The organism is Micromonospora sp. 4G55 (assembly GCF_016803375.1).
This window is the reverse complement of sequence record NZ_JAEVHN010000478.1, coordinates 1-4,922: the sequence shown is the minus strand read 5'-3', so window position 1 is coordinate 4,922 and position 4,922 is coordinate 1. Positions and strand designations below refer to the sequence as shown.

The window sequence follows — 4,922 nt, the reverse complement described above, 5'->3', positions numbered from 1 at the left end:
GGGCGCTTCGGCGGCTTGCCGGCGGCGGCGTCCATCGCCGCGTTGGCCAGCGCGTCGGCGTGCCGGTTGCGCTCCCGGGGGATCCAGCTGAACCGGACCGACTCGAAGCGGTCGACCAGCGCGGCGGCCTGCGCGGCGAGCGGGCGCAGCCCCGGGTGCTTGATCTGCCAGCGGCCGCACATCTGCTCGACCACCAGCTTGGAGTCCATCCGCGCCTCGACCTCGGCTGCGCCCAGCTCGGCGGCGGCCTCCAGCCCGGCGATCAGCCCCCGGTACTCGGCGACGTTGTTGGTGGACACCCCGATCGCCTCGGAGCGCTCCAGCAGCACCTCCCCGGAGTCCGGGTCCCGGACCACCGCGCCGTAGCCGGCCGGGCCCGGATTGCCCCGGGACCCGCCGTCGGCCTCGACGACGACCGCGCGCACCGCCACCGGCTACAGACCCGACTCGTTGGTGCGGACCATGATCCGTCGGCACTCCTCGCACCGGACCACGTCGTCCGGGGCCGCCTTGCGAATCCGGGACAGGTCGGCGCCGGAGAGCTCCAGCCGGCAGCCGCCGCAGCGCCCGGCGGTGAGCAGTGCCGCGCCCAGGCCGGTGTCCTCGCGGACCTTGTCGTAGAGGGTGACCAGATCGGCCGGGAGGTCGCCGGCGAGCGGCTTGCGGGCCGCCTTCTTGAACTCCTCCTCCTTGGCGATCTCGGCCAGCGTGTCGTCCCGACGCTGCTCGGCCGCCGCCCGGCGCTCGCGCGCCTCGGCCATCCGGGCCTCGATGCCGTCGAGCACGCCCTGCGCGGTCTCCCGCTGCTCCATCAGCTCCAGCTCGGCGTCCTCCAGGTCGCCCTGCCGCCGGTTGAGCGAGACCAGCTCGTGCTGGAGCGCCTCCAGCTCGCGGGCCGGACCGGAGCCGGCGGCCAGCCGCGCCTCGTCCTTGCTCTTGCGGGCGCGGACCTGGTCGACGTCCTTCTCCAGCCGGGCGATGTCCCGGTCCAGGTCGTCCACGGCGACCTGGGCGCGGACCCGCTCGTCCTCCAGCGCGGACAGCTCACGGGCCAGCCCCTCCAGCTCGGCCCGCTCGGGCAGGGTGCGGCGGCGGTGCGCCAGCTGGGCGAGGGAGGTGTCGATGGCCTGCAGATCGAGCAGGCGGCGCTGGACCTGGGGTTCAGCCTTCACGGTCGGGGCTCCTTGTCGTCCAGTACGGGCGCGGCGGCGTGCACGGTCCAGGGGTCGGTGTCCAGGTCGGACACCACGGTCTCGACGCCGAGGTCGTCCCGCAGGTGGGCGGCCAGGTCGTCCAACCAGGGTCGTTCGGTCGCCCAGTGGGCGGCGTCGAGCAGGGCGGGCCCACCGGCGGCGAGGTGCTCGCCCGCCGGGTGGTGCCGCAGGTCGGCGGTGAGGAAGGCGTCCACCCCGGCGGCGGTCGCCTCGGCCAGGAAGGCGTCGCCGGAGCCGCCGCTGACCGCGAGGGTACGCACGATACGCCCGGGATCGCCCGCGGCGCGAACTCCCCAGGCGGTGGCGGGCAGCACGGCGGCGGCGTGCCGGGTCAGCTCGGCCAGGGTCAACGGGGCGGGCAGCTCCCCGATCCGGCCGATGCCCCGGCCCGGGCCGTCGGCCGGGGAGCCGGGCGACGGGCGGTGCAGCGGGCGCAGCCCGGTCAGCCCGAACCGGGCGGCCAGCGCGTCGGAGACGCCCGGGCCGCCACGTCGGCGTTGGTGTGCGCGACGTACAGGGCGACGCCGGCCCGGATCAGGTCGTGCACGATCCGCCCCTTGTACGTGGTCGGGGCGACCGAGGAGACGCCGCGCAGCAGCAGCGGATGGTGGGCGACGATCATGTCGGCCCCGGCGGCGCGCGCCTCGGCGACCGTCTCGGGCACCACGTCGACCACGCAGGCGACCCGGCGGACGGCGGCGGAGGGCTCACCGAGCACCAGGCCGACCCGGTCCCACTCCTCGGCCCAGGAGGGCGGATACCGGCGCTCCAGGACCGCCACCACCTCGGCGACGGTCGGTGGGGCTGCGGTTGTGCTCACGGCCGGTCAGCTTACCGGCGCGGACGGGCCGCCACGGCCTCGCCCGCCGCCCTTGTCCCCCGGCACAGCCTCAGGCGGCCGAGGTGACGCGCGAGCGGTCGCGCAGGGCGACGAGCCCGACCTCCCACGGGAAGGCGTGCAGGTGCCGCTCCCCCGCGCCCGGGGGGTGCAGGGGGAAGACGTGGTCGCCGAAGAGCACCGTGGTGCCCCACTCGCGCAGCCGGGCCAGGCCGGCCCGGAAGGCCGGGTGAGCGGCCATCGCGGCGTTGGTGAACGGCACCGCCACCACGGGCAGCCCCATGCCCTGCCCCTCCACCAGCAGGCCGAGGGCGAGGGTGTCGGTGATCCCCGCCGCCCACTTGTTGACCGTGTTGACCGTGGCCGGGCAGACGATCATGGCGTCGGCCGGGGGCAGCAGGTCGGGGTCGCCGGCGTTCTTGTAGTGGGTGCGTACCGGGTGGCCGGTCTGCCGGGCCAGCGCGGCCCGGTCGACGAACTTCGCCCCGTCGGGCGTGGTCACCAGGCAGACCTCCCAGCCGTCCTGCTGGGCCAGGTCGACCAGGCGACCGACGTGCCGGGCCAGCGGCGAACCGCAGGCGATGACGTAGAGCACCTCGCGGCGCTCGCTGCTCGGGTGCGGGCCGCTCATCCGGCCGGCACCGTGTTCATACTCCGACTCCCATGTGCTCAGCCAACTCCGCTATCGGCGGAGGCGGCGCACCACGTGTGCGACGCAGCACGTCCGACATCACCTCGTGGGCGATCGGCCGGCAGCGGATCTCCGAGGGCGCGAGCCGGTCGCCGCGCAGCAGCATCTCGCCGGCGTTGGCCACGTCGCCGATCTGGGCGAAGCCCCGGGCGATGTCGAGCAGGTGGTGCGCCCGGCGTTCGGGCAGCAGCGCGTTGAACGCGGGCTCCGGCAGGCGCTGGTGGATCTCCACCGCCCGGCCGCCGTCGCCCAGCTCGACCGCGGCGGCGGCGCGGTGCAGCTCCAGGTTGGTCGGGCCGAACGAGGTCCAGTAGTGGTTCTGGTCGCTGCCGAGCAGGGTGGCCGCCTCGTGGGCGCCGTTGAGCAGGTCGTCGACGGTGGCGGAGTCGCCGATCCGGGCGGCCGCCATCGCGCCCTGGAGCAGCAGCATGCCGTAGACGGAGAGCCGGTCCGGGGAGGCGTCGTTGCTGCCGCCCGGGGCGAGCCGGTTGGCGATGGTGACGTTCAGCTCCAGCGCGGCGCCGGCCACTGGCCGACCAGGGCGTTGCAGACCCGGGTGGTGGCGACGCCGGCCAGCAGCTGGTCGTCGGCCCGCTGGGCGACCGCCATCGACCGGTCGGCGGCCAGCCAGGCCAGCTCGCACTCGCCCAGCTTGCGCAGCACCGAGGAGGCGATCTGGTAGACCTGCCCGAGCAGGTGGGCCGCTTCGCACGCCTGGTCGCCGCGGTAGCCCGCGTCGGCCGCCTGAGCGTCGCGCAGCAGCTTGGGCAGCGCCCGGGTCAGCATCCCGTAGCGGCCGTACTGGTAGGTGAGCCAGGCGTGGTTGACGGCCTTGCGCATGTCCGCCAGCGGCGGCGGGTACGGCGCGGCGTCGAAGTAGGCGCTCATCGAGTCGTACCGCTCCAGGGCGGCCCGGATCTCCTGCACCTCGATCTGGTCGATGCAGTTGAGCGCGTCGGTACGTCGCTCCGGGTCCTTGCCGAGCAGCAGCTGCACGTCGACCTGGAGGATGTCGGCGATCTCGTAGAGGACGGAGAACTTGTCGAGCCGGCGTACCCCGCGCTCGACCTTGTCGACCCAGCTCTTGGACTTGCCCAGCCGGTCGGCGAAGACCTGTTGCGACATCTTGCGCCGGCCTCGCCAGTAGGCAACCCGCCGGCCTATGGGCAGCTCGTCCATCCTCTTGCTCCTCCCCCTCGTCGCCCGTCCGGCGGATCTCCGGACGGTCCCCCGCGGGGTGCGGCGCTCCGTCCGTCTCAGGTTTTCGCTGGTCGCACAGGTTGTACGTCGGCCATACGGCCAGTCCTCGTAGTTTTCGTGCAAGTTGCACGGGGCCGTTCGACAGCTCAACGATCGTGGGTTACGGCAGTGACGGTGCTCGACACGTTGCCTGACGGGGTGTCCGGTAGGGCGAGGGGAGATCACGGATTATGTGGGGGAACGTCGGACCTCGGGTCGCCCAGCTGTCGCCGATCGAGCGGGTCCGGCTGCGCCGGATCGCCGTCCGGTACGCCATGCACGGCTGGGAGGTCACCCCGGGCGCCTGCCTGGCGCGCAGCCGCTTCGTCTGCGGTCGGGCCGGCTGCCCCACCGTCGGCTGCCACCCCGCCCTGGAGGACTGGGAGCACGCGGCCAGCGCCGACCCGGCCCGGGTGGCCACCTGGTGGCACAGCCGGCCGCACGCGGTGCTGCTGCCCACCGGGCGGGCCTTCGACGTGCTGGAGGTGCCGGCCCACCTCGGTCGGCGGGTACTCGACACGCTCCCGACCCACCCGGCCGGCCCCGCGGTCCGGGGCCCGGTGCTGGTGACCCCGACCGGCCGCTGGATGTTCCTCGTCCGCCCCGGCGACCCGCTGCGGCCGGAGCTGGAGCACTGCTTCCACGTGGTGCGCCACGGACCCGGCTCGTGGATCGCGGCGCCGCCGACCCGGCTGCCGGAGGGTCCGGTGCGCTGGGCGGTCGCCCCGGAGCAGGCGCGCTGGCAGCTGCCCGACTCGTACCTGCTGCAGAACACCCTGGTCGACGCGCTGCGGGCCACCGGGGTGACGCTCGCCCCGGAACTGCTCCCCGGCCAGCTCCCGCTCCCCCGACGGGGTCACTGACCCGCTGATCGGTGACCGGCAGCGTCCCCGCCGGTGCCGAAGTCGTTGAACCGGTGACGGCGCGGACGCGCCGGGAG

4 protein-coding genes and 2 pseudogenes are annotated in these 4,922 nt (G+C 74.6%); 1 reads left to right on the top strand and 5 read right to left on the bottom strand.

The genetic code is table 11. The features are described 5' to 3' along the window. The 5 genes and pseudogenes from JNW89_RS27775 to JNW89_RS27755 all read right to left on the bottom strand — a co-directional run. The coding region (locus JNW89_RS27775; RefSeq protein WP_238451317.1) for a reverse transcriptase-like protein at window positions 1–431 on the bottom strand (431 nt) is incomplete at its 3' end. A gap of 3 nt (window positions 432–434) precedes the next feature. Next, window positions 435–1,172, bottom strand: coding sequence for a zinc ribbon domain-containing protein (locus JNW89_RS27770; protein WP_238451315.1), 738 nt, complete (start codon window positions 1,170–1,172; stop codon window positions 435–437). Next, window positions 1,169–1,998 (bottom strand): annotated as a pseudogene (locus tag JNW89_RS27765) (Nif3-like dinuclear metal center hexameric protein). The gene JNW89_RS27770 and the pseudogene JNW89_RS27765 overlap by 4 nt, the downstream one beginning before the upstream one ends. Window positions 1,999–2,104: 106 nt before the next feature. Then, entirely contained in the window at window positions 2,105–2,683 is a 579-nt protein-coding gene (locus JNW89_RS27760) for a flavoprotein (RefSeq protein WP_238451313.1), read from the bottom strand. 16 nt (window positions 2,684–2,699) lie between these two features. Beyond that, a pseudogene (locus tag JNW89_RS27755) lies at window positions 2,700–3,922 on the bottom strand (helix-turn-helix domain-containing protein). 251 nt (window positions 3,923–4,173) lie between these two features. On the opposite strand from JNW89_RS27755, the gene JNW89_RS27750 reads away from it, so the two are divergent. Next, window positions 4,174–4,845: a bifunctional DNA primase/polymerase gene (locus tag JNW89_RS27750; RefSeq protein WP_238451312.1), complete on the top strand. Its 672-nt coding sequence runs from the start codon at window positions 4,174–4,176 to the stop codon at window positions 4,843–4,845. The last annotated feature ends 77 nt before the right edge of the window (window positions 4,846–4,922 follow it).